Consider the following 15,796-nt stretch of genomic DNA (forward strand, 5'->3'; position numbering starts at 1 on the left):
AGGGAAAATGACGATGCGTATTGCCGCTGGCGTGATCGCGTTGCTGGCGCTGGGTACGGCGCTGCCCGCGGCCGCCCAGGTGCCCAAGATCGGGCAGCTCGAGATCAAAGCCTACCAGGCCATTCCCAAGACCAAGACGGCGGTGCAGCTCACCTCCGACAGCGCATTGGGGCGCAATCTGCGCCGCGAGGTGATGATCCGCCTGGCGCGCCGCGGCAACGAGGTCGGCTTCTCCGGCGGCAACGTGATGCGAATGGACGTCCAGTACGTCGATCTCCTGGGCAGCAGCGGCATTACGCGCGGCCCGGTTGGCGGTCGAGACCAGAATTTCGATGGGCCCGCCGCCAATCCCCGGCCCGAGGTCCCTGGCATCCGCATCGAGCGTGGCGGTCCGGCACCGATGTCCGGCGGCCCGACCCTGCGCATCACGCTGACGCTCTACTCCACGGACGGCGGCAAGGTGCTGTGGACGGCGACGGCGTCCTGCTACACCCAGGCCAGCATGGCCGAAAACGCCGGCACGCTCATGATCGACAGCATCTTCAACGAGGCTGATAAGAACCGCATCGGCGACGCCGGCTGCCCGCTCTAACCAACCAATATCGACTGAGGAAGGAAACCGCCGCATGCCGCGTTTGACCCCGCTTGACCTGAACAAGCTCACGCCCGAGCAGAAGAAGGTGGCCGACGCCATCGTCGCCGGTCCGCGCGGCGGCCTGCGCGGGCCGTTCGATCCGTGGCTGCGCCGACCCGAGCTGGCCGACCGCGCCCAGAAGCTCGGCGAATATTGCCGCTTCAACAATTCCATGCCGCGCGACCTCTCCGAGCTGGCGATCTGCCTGGTCGGGCGGCACTTCAAGGCGCAATTCGAGTTCTACGCGCACGCCCGCCTCGCCCGGGAAGCAGGCCTGTCGGCAGAGATCGTCGAAGCCGTGCGCACGCGCCAGACGCCGCCCTTCACGCGCGACGTCGAGCGCATCGTCTATGATTTCGTCACCGAGTACCTTGAGACCAACCGGGTCTCGCCGGTGAACTACAAGCGCGCCGTCGACGCCTTCGGCGAGCCCGGCGTCGTCGATCTGGTCGGCGTCTGCGGCTACTACATGCTGGTGTCTATGACCCTCAACGTCTTCGAGATGCCGCTCCCGCCGGGCGAGCCGGATCCGATCGCCTGAGGCGATGACATTCCTCCTCTTCCTGGCAGCCGCGTCGATCATTGCGCTGTCGCCCGGACCAGGCATCCTCTACGTCGCGGCGCGTACCCTAGCGGGCGGCCGCGGCGAAGGCCTGGCCTCCAGTCTCGGCACGGCGGTGGGTGGGATGGTCCATGTGCTGGCCGGCGCCGTCGGCATATCTGCCCTGGTGATGGCGAGCGCCGAGGCCTTCACGGTGCTCAAGCTCGGGGGTGCGCTCTATCTCGTGTGGCTCGGCATCAAGACCATGTGCGAAGCGCGCGCCGACTTGCCTGCGCCAGCAGCCGGCGTCGGCACAGCTCGCGCCTTTCGCGACGGCATCGCCGTCGAGGCGCTCAACCCGAAGACGGCTGCCTTCTTTCTGGCGTTCCTGCCGCAGTTCGTCGACTCGGCCGCCGGCGCGGTGTGGCTGCAGTTCCTGTGCCTCGGGATTATTACCGTGATCCTCAATACTGCCGTCGATGTCGCGGTCGTCATGCTGGCGAACCGCGCACGGTCGATCGCGCTCGGTCAACCGTCCCTGCTGCGCCGGCTGCGCACCGGCGCGGGCGTGGCTATCGCGAGCCTCGGCGTGACCTTGTTGCTCGCGCGACGGCCGGCGTAGCGCCTAGTCCTCGAAGATCGCGACGGCGCGCGTCCAGCCGGCCGACGCGCCGCGTATCTTGTGCGGGAAGCAGGAGATGATGAAGCCGTCGGCCGGCAGCGATTCGAGATTGTGCAGCTTCTCGATGTGGCAGTACCCGATGTCGCGGCCGGCCTTGTGGCCCTCCCAGATGATCGAGGGGTCGTGGTCTTTCGCCCATTTCTGGGCGGTGAAATAGAATGGCGCGTCCCAGCTCCAGGCGTCGGTGCCGGTGAGGCGGATGCCCTTCTCCAGCAGATACATCGTCGCGTCGTAGCCCATGCCGCAGCCCGAGTTCACATAGTCGTTGTTGCCGTAGCGCGAGCCGGCCCGCGTGTTCACCACGACGATCTCGAGCGGCTGCAGCTCGTGGCCGATCCGCTTCAGCTCGTCCTCGACCTCCTTGGCCGTGATGACGTGGCCATCTTCCATGGCACGGAAGTCGAGCTTCACCCCGGGCTGGAAGCACCAGTCGAGCGGCACTTCATCGATCGTGATCGCGCGCTCGCCCTTGTTCATCGTCGGATGGAAGTGATAGGGCGCGTCGAGATGGGTGCCGTTGTGAGTCGAGAGATTGACGTTCTCGACCGCCCAGCCGGCGCCGTCGGGCAGGTCTTCCTTCTTCAGGCCGGGAAAGAACCCCGCGATCTGCGCCGCCGTGTTCTCATGCTTGTGATACTGGATCTTCGGGCCGAACGGCGCGGGATCGGAGATCACGTCGTTCTCGAGATAGATCGACAGGTCGACGAACCGGCGCTTCTTCATTGGCCCTCCTGCAATGGAAGGCCTCAGTGTGCGGACTTTGGCGCACCCGTCAATCGGCGCGGATTGACCGCGTCGAGGATCGACATCGCCAGCAGCTTGCCGATGCATTTCTGGCCGAAGTCGTTGAGATGCAGCCCGTCGTTGGTGACGAACTGCGCGTAGGGCATGCCGTCGTTGTACCAGGACCGCATGATCTCGAAGCGGCGGAACAGCCCGGCGCCCTTTTGCTTGGCGACCTCGGCCATCACCCGCGCATATTCCTCCTCGTCGGGCAGCGCCACAACGGCCGGGACATACTGCAGGTTCATCATCACGAAGTTGGCGCCCAGCGCCCGGCCGATGTCTATGCCGGCCCGCAGCTTCTCGGCGAACTTGGGCAGCGGATCGCGGCGGATCGCCGAGTTGGTTCCGACCTGCCAGACCACGAGGTGCGCCTGCTCGGGCTTCACGTCCTGCTTCATGCGCTGGACCATCTCCTCGGCATCCTGACCGCCGACGCCCTTGTTGTAGACATGGACGTCGATCCCCGGCATCGCCGCCTCCAGCTTTATCTGAAGCTGGGCCGGATAGGAGTATTTCGGGTTGGAGGCGCCGTATCCCTGGGTAGAGGATGACCCCATGGCGACAATGCGCAGCTGCCGCTCCTCGGCCACGGCGGTGCGGGCAATCTCCAGAGGATTGTTCAAATTGAGCAGATCGCGCGATGCACGGCACGGCGCTTCGGCACCTGCGCCAGCAGACCACAGCGCCGCGACAACCCCGAAGCAAGCGGCGAAGAGCCGACGATTCATGACCGGGTGCCCCGCGACTCAGCCTTGAACCAGCTCGCTGCATAGGCCGCGAGTGACATGATCGCTATACCGGCAAAACTGACAGAGAGCTGAGACACTGTGGAATCTTCGTAGTGGGCGACTATGACTTGGGCTGTAACCGCAAGGAACGTACCCAAGCAGAATATCTGCAAGGAATGCTCTCCGCACCTGCGAATCGGGTCCAAAATCGGCCACGACAGGAACCGGGCGTTTGGCCGCACGGCCGACCTCACCAGCCAGGCCATGGCCAGGAAATGGATGAATCGGAGGATATCGATATTGGTCTTGTCGATTGGATATATTTGACGGGCAATCCAGTCTGGAATGAGGCGCGCGAGAGCGTTGTAGTGCCAGGACAATGCAATAATGGCTGCAAAAGCCAAGTAGGCAAGGGCCAGCGTGGCCAAGATCCATTTCAAGCGGTCGAGGGTCACGAGCCTATGGGCCACTACTGCGAGTACTGCCCCGCTATAGAAGACGACCTGCCACGCCATGGGGTTGAAGAACCAGACCTTCTCATCGGGGTAACCCGGCAGATTCCAGTTCCAATGGCTCGTCGCGGCATAAAAAGAGATTGAAGCCAGAAGCACGGCGTAGGGCCAACGCAGCAGGGCCGGCAGGGCAACAGGAAAGGCCGCCAGCAATACGATGTAGAGCGGCAGCACGTCGAGATTGACTGGCCGGAACTTCAGGAGAACCGTCTCGACGATCGCCTGGTATGGATTCTGGCCCAGGCCCATGAGCTGCATTTCCTCGATCAGCTGGGGCGTGTCGCGGGCAATCGAAAAGTAGGCGATCTGGGCGGTAAAGGCCACGAACAGCAGGATGTGGGCGACATAGAGCTGCCAGACGCGGCGGTAGATGCGAATCGCGGCGCGCGGCCAGCCGTCGCGCAGCATCATGCGGCTGTAGGCAATTACCGCCGTGTAGCCCGAGATGAAGACGAAGATCTCGGTGGCGTCACTGAAGCCGTAGTTGCGCACCGTGAGCCAGCTCACGATGTTGTCCGGCACGTGGTCGAGATAGATGAACCACAGCGCCAGCCCACGGAAGAAATCGAGCCGAAGGTCGCGGCCGGGCGCGAGATAGGGAGGCACGGCTCCTGTCATGCGATCCCATTGGTATCCCAGCCGTATCGCCTACGCTACGTCCGGCGGCGCAGGAACCATGGCCACGACACCCGGCGGGCCGCGCGACTGAGTCGATTCATCGGAGCGCGCCACTGGAGTGGCGCGCTCCTCCGAGTCTTATCCAACCACCTTCTTTTCGCGCAGCGCCTTGATCTCGTCGGCCCCGAGACCGGCGATGTCCTTCAGCACCGAGTCGGTGTGCTCGCCGAGCGCCGGCGGCGGATGCGTGTCGTCGACCGGCGTGTCGGAGAAGTGGTAGTTCGAGCCGATCAGCGGCACGTCGCCGACCCGCGTGTGCTTGTAGGTCTTGAGCATGCCGCGACGCTTCACCTCGGGCTCGTCGAGCGCTTCCTTCATGGTGCGAATCGGGCCCGCCGGCAAATGGCGGAACTTCTGCGTCCAGTTCTCCTTGGTGTCGGTCTTGAGCACCTCTTCCATCATGCTGGTCAGCAGCGGCTTGTTGGCGACCCGCTCCGCAATGGTCGAGAAGCGCGGATCGCTCACCCATTCCGGATGGCCCATTGCCTTGCAGGTGTCGGCGAACAGCTTCTGGTTGGCGACCGCCATGTAGATCTTGCCGTTGCTCGTCTCGAAAGAGCTGTTGGGTGCGGAAGCAAAATGCCCGTTGCCGGCGCGGCGCGGCTGGTCGCCGCCGATCAGGTAGTACGAGCCCATGTTGCCCAAACTCACCAGCGCCGTGTCGTACAGCGCGAGGTCGATCTGCTGGCCCTTGCCGGTCGAGGTGCGCGCATAGAGCGCAGCGTTGATCGCCGAGGCCGAGTGGATCGCCGTCATGGTGTCGACGATGGCGATGGCATGGCGCAGCCCCTCGCCGTTGGCCTCGCCATTCACGCTCATCATGCCCGACTCCGCCTGCAGCACCGGATCGTAGCCCGGCCGGTCCGACAGCGGCCCGGTCTGACCGTAGGCCGAGATCGAGAGGTAGATCAGCTTCGGGTACTTGTCGCGCACGCTGGCCCAGTCGAGCCCGTACTTCTTGAGCACACCCGGCCGGAAGTTCTCGATCATCACATCGGCCTTCTCGAGCAGCTTGTGCACGATCTTCTGCCCGTCGGGCTTGGTGAAATCGAGCGCGACGCTCTTCTTGCCGCGATTGAAGGTCATGAAGAAATGGCTTTCGCCCGTCTCGCCACCGGCGCGTGGTCCCGCGCCCTTGCGCGTATCGTCGCCGCCGTCGGGATTCTCGATCTTGATGACCTCGGCCCCCATGTCGGAAAGCATCTGCGTGCACATGGGACCCGCGATCACCCGCGTGAAATCCACGATACGAACACCCGTGAGCGGGGGACGGCCTGATTGTGACATGGGCGCAACGTAGGGCTGCAGCCGGTGCGCTGTCCATGCGCGCGGTGATTCCTTTAGACTGCGACGCATGCCTACATTTCGCAGACCGCTTTCTCGCCGCGCACTCCTCGCCGTCCCCGCTCTCGCTGCACTGCAAGCCCCGATGCGTGCGGCCTGGGCCGACTCCTGGCCCAGCAAGGCCGTTCACATCATCGTGCCCTTCGCACCTGGCGGATCGGGCGACATCACCGCCCGCCTCGTCGGCAAATATATGGAGGACAGAACCGGCCAGCCGTTCGTGGTCGAGAACAAGGCCGGCGCCAATGGCATCGTCGGTGTGCTCTCGGTGAAGTCCTCGCCGCCCGACGGTTACACCCTGATGCTGGCCACGACGTCGACCAACGCCGCCAACATCCACATGTACAAGAACCCGGGCTACGACCCGCAGCGGGACTTCCAGGTCGTTGGCGTGATAGGAACGAGCGGCACGTTTCTCATCGTCCCGGCCGACAGTCCCTATAAGTCGATGGCCGATCTGATCGCCTACGCCAAGGCACATCCCGGCAAGCTGAACTACGGTTACTTCAACGCGTCGTCGCAAGTGCCGTCGGCGGTGCTGGGCGAGAAGGCCGGTGTCGAATGGCAGGGCATCGCCTACAAGGCGATCGGCAATGCGTGGAACGATCTGTATGCCGGCTCGATCCAGTTCATGTTCGTCGATCTCACCGCGTCGCGTGGCCAGGTCGTGGCCAAGAAGGCGCGACCGCTGGCCATCTCGCTGCCCGAGCGCAGCCCGCTCTACCCCAACGTGCCGACCCTGGCCGAAACCTATCCCGGCTTCGTCAGCACCGGGTTCCTTGCGATCGCCGTGCCGAAGGCAGTGCCGGAGGACATCAAGCAACGGCTGAACACGCTGATCAACGAGGCGATCTTGTCCGAGGGTATCAACAAGCGCCTGACCGATGAGTTCGCACTTACCCCGCGCAAGCTCGATCTGGCGCAGTGCGCCGAGCAGGACCGCGAGGAACGCACCAAGTGGGCGGACTATGTCAAGATCGCGAAGATCGAGCCGCAATGATCTTCCCGTCCGCTCCGATCAATGCGCGTCGGCAGCCATCGCCGCGGCGCCGGCCGGAGGCTTGCGCAAGATGAAGAGGGTGAGCAGGCTGACGACGATGCAGACACCGAGAATCCAGAAGCTGTCGGCGTAGGCCATCACCGAGGCGGACTGGCGGACCTGCTGGGCCAGCACGCCGACGCCCTGCTGCCTGGCGGTCTCCATATCGGCGCCGCGGCCCGCGAACATCGCCGCAAGGCCCTGGAGGCGTTCCTGCAGGCGGAGGCTGTTCTGGCTCATCGCCTCGGCAATTACCGAGAAGTGCACCTGCTCGCGCACCTGCACGACGGTCGACAGCATGGCGATGCCGACCGAGGCGCCGAGATTGCGCATCACGCTGGTGATGCCGGCCGAGTCCGCGGTGTCGCGCCGGGTCAATCCGACAACGGAGAGCTGGGTCAGCGGGATCGTGGCCAGGGGCTGGCCTGCCGCGCGAAGCAGTTGCGGCAGCATAAGCTGGTCCATCGCCGTGTCCGGCGACATGTCGACATTGATGAAGCAGCTCGCGGCGAAAAGGATGAGGCCCATACCGACCAGCAGGCGCAGGTCGACCTTGCGCATCAGGGACGGCATGAGCGGCAACAGGAAGAGCTGCGGGATGCCGCTCCACATCACCACCTCGCCGATCTGCTGGGCATTGTAGCCCTGGACCTGCGCGAGGTAGGACGGGATCAGATAGACCGAGCCGAAGGCGGTCGCGCCGAACACCGCCATCAGGATGCCCGAGCCGCCGACCGAGGGATTGGCGAACAGGCGCAGATTGATGAACGGCTTGTCCGTCGTGAGCTCGGCGATCAGGAACACCGCGATGCCGATGAACGAGGCAATGCTGGCCGCCACGATAAGGGTCGAATCGAACCACTCCTCGCGCTGGCCCTCCTCGAGCACGAAAATCAGCGAGCTCAGCCCGATCGCCATCGATACGATGCCGAGCCAGTCGGCCTTGAAGAACTCCTCGAGCTGCGGCTTCTCCTTGTCGAGCGCGTAGAGCTGGATAGCGATAGCGGCAATTCCGGGCACGACGTTGAGATAGAAGATGTAGTGCCAGCTCCAGTTCTCGGTGAGCCAGCCGCCGACCGTGGGCCCGATCGCCGGCGCAAACGTCGCGACCATGCCGAACAGCGCTACGCCGACCGCCTGCTTGCTGGCCGGCAGGCGCGTTCGAACGATGGTGATGGCCGTCGGGATCAGCACGCCGCCGGTGATGCCCTGCCCGGCGCGCCACAGGATCATTTCGCCCAGGCTGTTGGAGAGCGCGCACAGGATCGAGAATCCGATGAACAGCATGGAGTTGACCGACAGGAACCGACGCAGGCCGAAGGTGCGCGCCAGCCAACCGGTAAGCGGGATGACGATGATCTCGGCCATCAGGTAGCCGGTCGAGATCCAGCTGCCTTCGGCCGGCGTGGCGCCGATCGCGCCGCCGATCTCGGCGAGAGAGGCGTTGGTGATCTGGATGTCCAGGATCGCCATGAAGGCGCCCAGGATGCCGCCGCCGACGGCGAGCCAGTCGCGCAGCGTCGGCTCCGAGTCGACGGGTTTCATCGGGTTGCCTGGTTCACCGTCGGCTGTTGCGCCTTCGAGGCGCTTCGCGTGTCGACGGTCGCCGTGACCGAAAGTCCCGGTCGCAGCCTCGCCGTGAGCGGATTGGCCGGGTCGAGCATGATCTTCACCGGTACGCGCTGTACGATCTTGGTGAAGTTGCCGGTCGCATTCTCCGGCGGCAGGAGAGCGAACTGCGCTCCGGTGCCGGGTGCGAGGCTGTCGATCGTGCCGTTGATGGGCTGGCCGGGGAAGGAATCGACATCGATCTCCACCTTCTGGCCCGGCACCATGCGGCCCGTCTGCGTCTCCTTGAAATTCGCGACCAGATAGACCTTGTCGGTCGGCACGACGCTCATCAGCCGCGTTCCCGCCTGCACGAGCTGGCCCTTGCGTACGGTGCGGTCGCCGACCACGCCGTCGACCGGCGCCGTGATCGTGGTCTGGTCGAGGTTGATCTGCGCTTGCGCAAGCGCTGCCTTTCGGGCCGCGATCGCCGCGTCCGCCTGCCGGCGCTGTGTCTGCAGCACAGCGGTGTGTGCCTTGGCGGCATTGAGGCCGGCGCGATCGCGGTCGAGTGCCGCGCGGCGCTGCGCCAGATCAGACGCCGACTGCTGCTGACGCTGGGCCGTGCCGACGCCCGTCCTGGCGAGGTCGCCGTAGCGCTTGAACTCCTGCTCGGAGAAGGTGACCGACGCCTCGTCGGCATCGACAGCCGCCTCAGCCTGGGCAATGGTCGACTGTTGCTCCTTTATCTGAGCGTCGATGTTGGCAGCGGTCGCCTGTGCGCTCTGCAGGTCGGCCTTCGCACTATCGAGGGCGGTCTGGTAATCGCGCGGATCAATCCGTGCCAGTACGTCGCCCTGGCGGACGCGCTGATTGTCCTGCGCCTTCAACTCGACAACGTAACCCGCGACCTTCGGTTCGATCGTCACACTGTCGGCGTCGAGATAAGCGTCATTCGTCGTCTCGTAATGGCGCCCGACCAGCCACCAATAGGTCCCGTATCCACCGCCGGCGACCAGTACGAACGCCGCGAGAAGCATCAGCAACCGCTTGCGCCGCCGGCTATTGTCCGTGGTCCGCTTGGTCTTCGGCGGCTCGAAACGGGTCTGGTGCTCGACCTGATCAAACTTCAACGGAGAAGACTGAGAACCGTCCACAAACATGACTCCTCTACTGTACGGACGATCTAGCCTTCTGTATTGTTTTCTCAAGTAGGATTGATTTTCCTACCTAGTATCCTATGTAGGACCTATGATTGACCTCAATCGAGTCCGTACCGATCCCGCCTTGGCCAAAGTGGTCCAAGCTGAATTCCGGCGCGCGGTCGGGATGATCTCCGGCCGCTGGAAGCTCGAAATCCTCTGGCTGCTGAGCCACGGTGTGCATCGTTTCGGTGAGCTGAAGCGCGGCCTGCCCGGCATCACCCAGCACATGCTGACGGCCCAGCTGCGCGCGCTGGAGAAGGACGGCCTGATCAAGCGCACGATCTTCGCCGAGGTTCCGCCCCGCGTGGAATACGAGATCACGCCGAACGCGCGCCGCCTGCGGCCGATCTTCGTCGAAATCGTGAAATGGGCCGAGGACAACGAGAACGGCGTCACCGAACCGCTCGACGCGCCGGACGCCTCAGAACCAGACCTTCAGCCCGACCAGCGCCCGCCATCGTGAAGTGGCCTCGCCGTCGGCCGCCGCATAGTTGGCCGTGTTGCCGGTGAACTGCTCGAAGCTCACGCCGACGAACGGCGCGAATTCCTTCTCGATCTCGTAGCGCAGGCGCAGGCCGACCTCGAAGCGCGGCAGGCCGGCACCAAGACCGATCGCAGGATCGTTGCCCGACGCCAGCATCGCCTCGGCGAAGGGCTGGGCGACCAGCTTCTGCGACAACAGGATGTCGTATTCGGCGTCGAGGCGCAGCGAAGCGATTCCGGTCTCGCTGATGCCCGCCACGACGTCGAGGTGGATGCCGTACGGTGCCAGTCCCTCCACGCCGGCCAGAAAGGCAGCGCGCGTCTGGCCGCGATCGAACAGGCTGAGCTGCACGCCGGCCTTGGCGTCCCAGAACGGCGCGATCAGCCGGCTGTAGAACAGGCGGTTGTCGATGCCCTGCGTGCCGCCTTCGCCCTCGATGTGTCCGGTGTCGGTGAGGATGCCGGAACTCTGCAGCCTGAGCTTGTCGCGATCGCCGCCGACCCAGGCCGAGGCTTTCCACTGCGTATCGGGCGCCGAGCTGATGCGACGCGTGAATAGCCCGTCGACGCGCCAGAAGGTGGTCTGGTCGTCCATGGCCATCGCCGGCCCCGCGAACAGAAGAAGCAGGAGCGCGCTACTGATGATGCGCATGGCCACCCGCCGCCGGAGGCGCTGCCGGCGTCGCGCCGGCAGCGGAGACCACGAACTCCCGGAACATGCCGGTGGTCATATGAAACAGGAAATGACAGTGGAACGGCCAGTTGCCCGGCTCGCTCATCGTGACCGTCACGCTGACGGTTCGCCCAGGCGGCACGATCACGGTGTGCTTGCGCGGCCGCTCCTCGCCCGCACCGTTGTCGAGGTCCATCCAGAGGCCGTGCAGATGGATCGGATGGTTCATCATCGTCTCGTTGCGCAGCACGAGCCGCACCGTCTCGCCTTGCGCGAAGGAAAGCGGCGAAGCCTCGGAATATTTCCGGTCGTCGAACGACCAGATGAATTTCTCCATGTTGCCGGTCAGGCGCATGTCGATGGTGCGGGTCGGCTCGGGCAGCCTGTAGCGCTTGTCGAGCCGCTTGAGGTCGCGATAGCCCAGCACCTTCTCGCCCGCCGTGGCGGCGAGTGGCGGCACATGGACAAGGCCCGAGATGTCGTGGCCCATGGCGGCGTGATCCCCGCCCCCATGGCCCATCTTCGAGTGATCCATGTCGGCCATGCCGTGCCCCATGTCCGCCATGCCGAGCAACGGCGCAGCACCCGGCGCCGGACTCGGCGCCGACATGCCCGGACGCGGCGCCAGCGTCCCGCGCGCTGCACCGCGGCGGTCGATGGAAGCAGCGTGGAGCGGGTAGGCCCGATCCTCGCGTGGCTCCACGATCACGTCGTACGTCTCGCCGGGGCCGAAGCGGAATGTGTCGACCTCGACCGGCCGCACGTCCTGCCCATCGGCCTGCACGACTCGCAGCTTGAGGCCGGGCACTCGAACGTCGAACATCGTCATTGCCGCGCCGTTGATGAAGCGCAGCCGCACCTTCTCGCCCGGCCGGAAGAGCCCGGTCCAGTTGTCGCCGGGGCCGCGGCCGTTGACCAGGAAGGTGTAGCCGGTGACGTCGGCGAGATCGGTCGGATCCATCCGCATCTCTCCCCAATCGAGCCGGTCGCGGATGATCGTCTGCCGCTCCTCCGATGATCTGGCGTTGGCGAGCTCGCGCATCAGGCCCGGGAGCGTGCGCCGCCGATCGTTGAAGTAGCCCGGTTCCTGCTTCAGCTTGCGCAGGATGGCGCCGGCCGACATCGGATGGCTGTCGCTCAGCATCACCACGTAATCGCGATCCGCCTTGATGCGTTCACCGCCGGCCGGCGCGATCACGATCGGTGCGTACATCCCCTCCTGCTCCTGGCCCGCGGAGTGGCTGTGATACCAGTAGGTCCCGGATTGCCGGAGCTTGAAGCGATAGGTGAAAGTCTCGCCCGGCTTGATACCGGCAAAGCTCACCATCGGCACGCCGTCCATGGCGGACGGCAGCAGGATGCCATGCCAGTGGATGGAGGTGTCCTCGGCGAGGCGATTGGTGACGTTCACCGTCACCTCCTCGCCTTCGGTCCAGCGCAAGGTCGGCGCCGCGATCTGACCGTTGATCGAGAAGACGCGCCGCTCCTGCCCGTCGATGCGCACGGACGTCCGGTCGATCACCAGGTCGTAGGTGGCGGCGAAAGCCGGCATCGCGAAGACCGAGGCCACGAATGCGGCGAACAATCCGGTGAAACGCATGTCAACGCCTCCGGCTGTCGAGCACTTCCATCAGCTCGTCGATCTTGATCTGACGCTCGCGATCGTTTCCGGCATGGAAGGCATGCGCCACGCAATGCTGCAGGTGGTCGTGCAGGATTTCCTGCTCGACCTTGTCAAGCGCGGCCCGGACGGCGCGCACCTGGTTGATCACGTCGATGCAGTAGCGGTCTTCCTCGACCATGCGGGCCACGCCGCGCACCTGGCCTTCGATCCGGCTCAGGCGGGCGAGCTGGGATTTCTTGATCCGTTCATCCATGCTTGAACCATACCCCTGTAGGGTATAATTGACAAGCATGACGCACGACCATTGCACGCACGACCACGCCAAGCCCGAGACGGCCGTCGATCCCGTCTGCGGCATGACGGTGAAGATCGCCGGCGCCAGGAATACGGCGGTCCACGACGGCCATACCTATTACTTCTGCAATCCCAAGTGCCTGGCGAAGTTCTCCGCGGAACCCGCGCGCTACCTGAAGCCGGCCGAGGCCCCGCCGCCGCAGAAGCCCGTCGCCGCGGGCACGATGTACACCTGCCCGATGCACCCTGAAATCCGTCAGATCGGACCGGGAAGCTGCCCGATCTGCGGTATGGCGCTCGAGCCCGAGGAAGTCTCGCTCGACCAGGGGCCGAACGAAGAGCTCGTGGACATGACGCGCCGGCTATGGATCGGCGGTGCGCTCGCCGCCCCCGTCGTGGCGCTCGACATGGGCGGACATCTCTTCGCCTTGTCCCACGGCCTCTCTTCCTGGATCGAGTTGGTTTTCGCCACCCCGGTCGTGCTGTGGGCGGGCTGGCCGTTCTTCGTGCGCGGCGCGCAGTCGGTGGCACGGCGATCCCTCAACATGTTCACCCTGATCGCCCTCGGCACCGGCGCGGCCTGGATCTACAGCGTCGTCGCGACCGTGACGGGCCGGCCGGTCTATTTCGAATCCGCCGCCGTCATCATCGTATTGACCCTGCTCGGCCAAGTGCTTGAGCTGCGCGCGCGCGAGGCGACCTCGGGCGCGATCCGCGGCCTGCTGGGCCTCGCGCCGCGCACGGCGCTCCGGATCGCCACGGACGGAAGCGACGAGGAGATCGCGATCGAGGCAATCGCCGTCGGCGACTCGTTGCGCGTGCGGCCCGGCGAAAAAGTGCCGGTCGACGGGATCGTGATCGAAGGCAACGGCTCGGTCGACGAATCGACCGTCACCGGCGAGCCGATGCCTGTCGAGAAGGAAACCGGCACCCGCGTGATCGGCGGTACCGTGAACCGGAGCGGCAGCTTCGTGATGACGGCCGAGAAGGTCGGCGCCGACACCATGCTGGCACGCATCGTCAAGCTCGTGTCCGAAGCGCAGCGCAGCCGCGCACCGATCCAGCGGCTCGCCGATTCCGTTGCCGGCTGGTTCGTGCCGGTCGTGCTGCTGGCGGCCGTGATCTCGGCCGCGGCCTGGGCATTGTGGGGTCCGCCGCCGACGCTCGAACATGCGCTCGTGGCGGCGGTATCGGTGCTGATCATCGCCTGCCCCTGCGCGCTGGGACTGGCGACGCCGATGTCGATCATGGTCGCCGTCGGCCGCGGGGCCGCAGCCGGCGTCCTGATCCGCAATGCCGAAGCGTTGGAGCGGCTGGAGAAGGTCGATACGCTGGTCATCGACAAGACCGGCACGTTGACGGTCGGGCATCCGGAGATCACCGAAGTTACCGGTGGGCTCGAAACGCTGCGGCTGGCCGCGAGCCTCGAACGCGGCAGCGAGCATCCGATCGCCCGGGCGATCACCGCCTTCACTCTCGAGAGGAACCTGGCGTTGGCGCCGGTGAGTGACTTCCGCAACCACGCCGGCCGCGGCGTGTCGGGGACCGTCGAGGGCAAGCGCCTGCTGCTCGGTAATGCGCGCTTCCTCAAGGAGAGCGGCGTCGATCTCGGCAACTTCCAGCGGCCGGTCATGCTGGCCATCGACGGCAAGCTCGCTGGCACGGTCCGATTCGACGATCCGATCAAGGAGACGACGGCCGCGGCGCTCGCCGAGCTGCGCAAGGACGGGCTGCGCGTCGTCATGCTGACCGGCGACAACCGGCGAACGGCCGAGGCGGTCGCCCAGCAGCTTGGACTCACCGAGTTCGAAGCGGAGGTCCTGCCGGAAGACAAGGCAAAGGTCGTCGAGCGGCTGAAGGGCGAGGGCCGGATCGTCGCCATGGCGGGCGACGGCATCAACGACGCCCCGGCCCTGGCCGCAGCCGATGTCGGCATCGCCATGGCTACCGGCACCGACATCGCGATCGAGAGCGCGGGTGTTACCCTTGTCAAGGGTGACCTGACGGGCATCGTCCGGGCGCGAAAGTTGTCGCACGCCACGATGAAAAACATCCGTCAAAATCTATTCTTCGCCTTTATTTACAATGCAGCCGGCGTGCCGATAGCAGGCGGAGCACTCTTTTCCCTTTTAGGACTGACACTTAGCCCAATGGTCGCCGCGGCGGCGATGGCCCTGAGTTCTGTAAGTGTTATCGGAAACGCATTGCGGCTACGCCGGCTGCGGCTCTGAGTTTCATGGGGCTGACCCACGGAACCAAGTAAAATCAGGGGATGACTGCCGGCAAGTTCGATTTCCTCGTCAACGTCTCCGAGGCCGCCTTCCAGAGCATGGTGATCGCCACCATCGAGAGCTTCCTCGTGCCCGGCCGCGCCGGCAAGGCACGCCGGCTGACGCGCGAGCGCGAGACGTTCGGCTTGTTGTGGGGCTACGAGACGACGACGGCGAGCAAGGCGCGATGCTTCAACGTCGAGGTCGCCATCGTCGACGCCAATGCCGAGCGCGGGCGCAATTCGGTGACGCCCTCGAAGGGACTCGAGACCGTCAACAAGGCGCTGCCGACCTACTGGCCGAACCTGAAGTTCCTCGGCGACTTCCACAGCCATCCGTGGACGGCGCGCGAGCCTTGGCCCAAGCGGCCGTTCCTGTCGGAAAGCGACCGCAACAGCATCGAGAACGATGCCGCGTACGCCCAGCTCGACTTCCGGGTGGCGCTGCTCCTCAACATCCAGAAGCTCGGCCGCAAGGGCTCGATGATGCCGAACTTCACCCACGACAACACGCTCGAGTTCCGGATGAACGACCTGCGCATGAGCCTCGCGGCATGGGTCGCCTGCCCGGCGAAGAACGACGCCAAGGAACCGGCGCTCTACGTGATCCCGCGGCCCGTCGCGGTGGCGCAGACCAAATGGAAGCGCGAGCCGTGGCATTCGCGGTGCCGGCCGATGAACGACAAAAAGGTCTGGCTGAACGCGCCGGTCCACCACTTCCTGACATCGCTCGGCGATTGAGTACCGAACGCTCCT

The 15,796-nt window shown here is 65.1% G+C and carries 16 protein-coding genes; 7 read left to right on the forward strand and 9 right to left on the reverse strand.

The window, feature by feature from the left end:
• Positions 1 to 13: 13 nt before the first annotated feature.
• From ACQY8M_RS01855 to ACQY8M_RS01865, 3 genes are read left to right on the forward strand one after another with little or no spacing between them, the layout of a single operon-like run.
• Positions 14 to 592: a hypothetical protein gene (locus tag ACQY8M_RS01855; RefSeq protein WP_428668784.1), complete on the forward strand. Its 579-nt coding sequence runs from the start codon at positions 14 to 16 to the stop codon at positions 590 to 592.
• A 34-nt stretch (positions 593 to 626) separates the two neighbouring features.
• Entirely contained in the window at positions 627 to 1,175 is a 549-nt protein-coding gene (locus ACQY8M_RS01860; RefSeq protein WP_428668785.1) for a carboxymuconolactone decarboxylase family protein, read from the forward strand.
• 4 nt (positions 1,176 to 1,179) lie between these two features.
• Positions 1,180 to 1,797, forward strand: a complete 618-nt coding sequence (locus ACQY8M_RS01865; protein ID WP_428668786.1) for a LysE family translocator — start codon at positions 1,180 to 1,182, stop codon at positions 1,795 to 1,797.
• 3 nt (positions 1,798 to 1,800) lie between these two features.
• On the opposite strand, the gene ACQY8M_RS01870 is transcribed toward ACQY8M_RS01865, so the two are convergent.
• The 4 genes from ACQY8M_RS01870 to ACQY8M_RS01885 all read right to left on the reverse strand — a co-directional run bounded on the left by ACQY8M_RS01870 (position 1,801) and on the right by ACQY8M_RS01885 (position 5,806).
• Positions 1,801 to 2,580 carry a cyclase family protein gene (locus tag ACQY8M_RS01870; protein ID WP_428668787.1) on the reverse strand — a complete coding sequence of 260 codons (780 nt, stop codon included), beginning with the start codon at positions 2,578 to 2,580 and terminating at the stop codon, positions 1,801 to 1,803.
• A 23-nt stretch (positions 2,581 to 2,603) separates the two neighbouring features.
• A complete protein-coding gene (locus ACQY8M_RS01875) occupies positions 2,604 to 3,371 on the reverse strand; it encodes an SGNH/GDSL hydrolase family protein (protein ID WP_428668788.1) in 768 nt (255 codons plus the stop codon).
• Positions 3,368 to 4,501 carry an OpgC family protein gene (locus ACQY8M_RS01880; protein ID WP_428668789.1) on the reverse strand — a complete coding sequence of 378 codons (1,134 nt, stop codon included), beginning with the start codon at positions 4,499 to 4,501 and terminating at the stop codon, positions 3,368 to 3,370. The genes ACQY8M_RS01875 and ACQY8M_RS01880 overlap by 4 nt, the downstream gene beginning before the upstream one ends.
• Before the next feature lie 138 nt (positions 4,502 to 4,639).
• Positions 4,640 to 5,806 carry a CaiB/BaiF CoA transferase family protein gene (locus ACQY8M_RS01885; protein WP_428668790.1) on the reverse strand — a complete coding sequence of 389 codons (1,167 nt, stop codon included), beginning with the start codon at positions 5,804 to 5,806 and terminating at the stop codon, positions 4,640 to 4,642.
• A gap of 184 nt (positions 5,807 to 5,990) precedes the next feature.
• On the opposite strand from ACQY8M_RS01885, the gene ACQY8M_RS01890 reads away from it, so the two are divergent.
• On the forward strand, positions 5,991 to 6,905 hold the full coding sequence (locus ACQY8M_RS01890) for a Bug family tripartite tricarboxylate transporter substrate binding protein (protein ID WP_428668791.1): 915 nt from the start codon (positions 5,991 to 5,993) through the stop codon (positions 6,903 to 6,905).
• A gap of 18 nt (positions 6,906 to 6,923) precedes the next feature.
• On the opposite strand, the gene ACQY8M_RS01895 is transcribed toward ACQY8M_RS01890, so the two are convergent.
• Positions 6,924 to 8,489: a DHA2 family efflux MFS transporter permease subunit gene (locus tag ACQY8M_RS01895; protein WP_428668792.1), complete on the reverse strand. Its 1,566-nt coding sequence runs from the start codon at positions 8,487 to 8,489 to the stop codon at positions 6,924 to 6,926.
• A complete protein-coding gene (locus ACQY8M_RS01900) occupies positions 8,486 to 9,625 on the reverse strand; it encodes an HlyD family secretion protein (RefSeq protein WP_428668793.1) in 1,140 nt (379 codons plus the stop codon). Before ACQY8M_RS01900 ends, ACQY8M_RS01895 begins: the two co-directional genes overlap by 4 nt.
• 118 nt (positions 9,626 to 9,743) lie before the next feature.
• Between ACQY8M_RS01900 and ACQY8M_RS01905 the strand changes: the two genes are divergently transcribed.
• Positions 9,744 to 10,160: a winged helix-turn-helix transcriptional regulator gene (locus tag ACQY8M_RS01905; RefSeq protein ID WP_428668794.1), complete on the forward strand. Its 417-nt coding sequence runs from the start codon at positions 9,744 to 9,746 to the stop codon at positions 10,158 to 10,160.
• On the opposite strand, the gene ACQY8M_RS01910 is transcribed toward ACQY8M_RS01905, so the two are convergent.
• The 3 genes from ACQY8M_RS01910 to ACQY8M_RS01920 are packed head-to-tail and all read right to left on the reverse strand — an operon-like array spanning position 10,119 to position 12,730.
• Complete coding sequence (locus tag ACQY8M_RS01910; protein ID WP_428668795.1) at positions 10,119 to 10,832, reverse strand: copper resistance protein B; 714 nt, start codon at positions 10,830 to 10,832, stop codon at positions 10,119 to 10,121. The two genes, ACQY8M_RS01905 and ACQY8M_RS01910, sit on opposite strands and share 42 nt — an antisense overlap.
• Complete coding sequence (locus ACQY8M_RS01915) at positions 10,816 to 12,453, reverse strand: copper resistance system multicopper oxidase (RefSeq protein WP_428668796.1); 1,638 nt, start codon at positions 12,451 to 12,453, stop codon at positions 10,816 to 10,818. Before ACQY8M_RS01915 ends, ACQY8M_RS01910 begins: the two co-directional genes overlap by 17 nt.
• Before the next feature lies 1 nt (position 12,454).
• A complete protein-coding gene (locus ACQY8M_RS01920) occupies positions 12,455 to 12,730 on the reverse strand; it encodes a metal-sensitive transcriptional regulator (RefSeq protein WP_428668797.1) in 276 nt (91 codons plus the stop codon).
• A 37-nt stretch (positions 12,731 to 12,767) separates the two neighbouring features.
• Between ACQY8M_RS01920 and ACQY8M_RS01925 the strand changes: the two genes are divergently transcribed.
• Together ACQY8M_RS01925 and ACQY8M_RS01930 are read left to right on the forward strand one after the other, a co-directional pair.
• On the forward strand, positions 12,768 to 15,002 hold the full coding sequence (locus ACQY8M_RS01925) for a heavy metal translocating P-type ATPase (RefSeq protein WP_428668798.1): 2,235 nt from the start codon (positions 12,768 to 12,770) through the stop codon (positions 15,000 to 15,002).
• A 41-nt stretch (positions 15,003 to 15,043) separates the two neighbouring features.
• A complete protein-coding gene (locus ACQY8M_RS01930) occupies positions 15,044 to 15,781 on the forward strand; it encodes a hypothetical protein (protein WP_428668799.1) in 738 nt (245 codons plus the stop codon).
• Positions 15,782 to 15,796: the final 15 nt, after the last annotated feature.

The sequence above is a fragment of the Reyranella sp. genome (genome assembly GCF_965279465.1).
Taxonomy (GTDB): Bacteria; Pseudomonadota; Alphaproteobacteria; order Reyranellales; family Reyranellaceae; genus Reyranella.

Bases quoted from the DNA above. Each gene is read 5' to 3' on its own strand.
- ACQY8M_RS01910 (WP_428668795.1), bottom strand. From the start codon at position 10,832: ATGCGCATCATCAGTAGCGCGCTCCTGCTTCTTCTGTTCGCGGGGCCG.
- ACQY8M_RS01925 (WP_428668798.1), top strand. From the start codon at position 12,768: ATGACGCACGACCATTGCACGCACGACCACGCCAAGCCCGAGACGGCC.
- ACQY8M_RS01865 (WP_428668786.1), top strand. From the start codon at position 1,180: ATGACATTCCTCCTCTTCCTGGCAGCCGCGTCGATCATTGCGCTGTCG.
- ACQY8M_RS01920 (WP_428668797.1), bottom strand. From the start codon at position 12,730: ATGGATGAACGGATCAAGAAATCCCAGCTCGCCCGCCTGAGCCGGATC.
- ACQY8M_RS01875 (WP_428668788.1), bottom strand. From the start codon at position 3,371: ATGAATCGTCGGCTCTTCGCCGCTTGCTTCGGGGTTGTCGCGGCGCTG.
- ACQY8M_RS01855 (WP_428668784.1), top strand. From the start codon at position 14: ATGCGTATTGCCGCTGGCGTGATCGCGTTGCTGGCGCTGGGTACGGCG.
- ACQY8M_RS01905 (WP_428668794.1), top strand. From the start codon at position 9,744: ATGATTGACCTCAATCGAGTCCGTACCGATCCCGCCTTGGCCAAAGTG.
- ACQY8M_RS01870 (WP_428668787.1), bottom strand. From the start codon at position 2,580: ATGAAGAAGCGCCGGTTCGTCGACCTGTCGATCTATCTCGAGAACGAC.
- ACQY8M_RS01860 (WP_428668785.1), top strand. From the start codon at position 627: ATGCCGCGTTTGACCCCGCTTGACCTGAACAAGCTCACGCCCGAGCAG.
- ACQY8M_RS01895 (WP_428668792.1), bottom strand. From the start codon at position 8,489: ATGAAACCCGTCGACTCGGAGCCGACGCTGCGCGACTGGCTCGCCGTC.
- ACQY8M_RS01880 (WP_428668789.1), bottom strand. From the start codon at position 4,501: ATGACAGGAGCCGTGCCTCCCTATCTCGCGCCCGGCCGCGACCTTCGG.
- ACQY8M_RS01915 (WP_428668796.1), bottom strand. From the start codon at position 12,453: ATGCGTTTCACCGGATTGTTCGCCGCATTCGTGGCCTCGGTCTTCGCG.
- ACQY8M_RS01890 (WP_428668791.1), top strand. From the start codon at position 5,991: ATGCGTGCGGCCTGGGCCGACTCCTGGCCCAGCAAGGCCGTTCACATC.
- ACQY8M_RS01930 (WP_428668799.1), top strand. From the start codon at position 15,044: ATGACTGCCGGCAAGTTCGATTTCCTCGTCAACGTCTCCGAGGCCGCC.